This window comes from Campylobacter sp. RM5063, assembly GCF_024723655.1.
GTDB lineage: Bacteria > Campylobacterota > Campylobacteria > Campylobacterales > Campylobacteraceae > Campylobacter_D > Campylobacter_D lari_D.
The window spans coordinates 1-415 of the sequence record NZ_JANQDA010000072.1 but is presented as its reverse complement, the minus strand read 5'-3'; the positions used below and the strand labels follow the sequence as shown (position 1 = coordinate 415).

Here is a 415-nt window from a genome sequence, read left to right as displayed (position 1 = left end):
TAGAGCTATTGTAACCGCCAGTAGTTGAGGAACCATCATCTAATCTATCAGATTCAAATCTATATCTGAACATTCCTGATACATCAACATCTTTTATAGCTTCTTCAAGTGAAACAGCGTTAGCTGCTGAAAAAGCACCTGCAGCTAAAGCTGCTACTAAACTAAGTTTAACTAGTTTCATGAGAATTCTCCTTATTAAAATTAAAACTATGGCTTGTATTATAGCATAGTTTTATATAAGAATTCTTAAAGTAAATAAAAACGATAAAAATATATTAAAGGGTTGTATTTATAGATTGAATTATCTTTAAAGATCTAGTTTGAAACTAGATCTTTAAAAACTAAGGAGTTATCTATGAATGTTTGCTTTTACAAATGTAATTATGCTCTTTGATAGTTAATGTTTGGAAACTGA

1 protein-coding gene is annotated in these 415 nt (G+C 28.7%); it reads right to left on the bottom strand.

Annotated elements, in window-relative coordinates; all coding sequences use genetic code 11:
- Nucleotides 1–181, bottom strand: a 181-nt coding sequence (locus tag CAMP5063_RS08420; RefSeq protein WP_337195171.1) for a major outer membrane protein, incomplete at its 3' end; no start/stop codon positions are given.
- Nucleotides 182–415 lie beyond the last annotated feature (234 nt).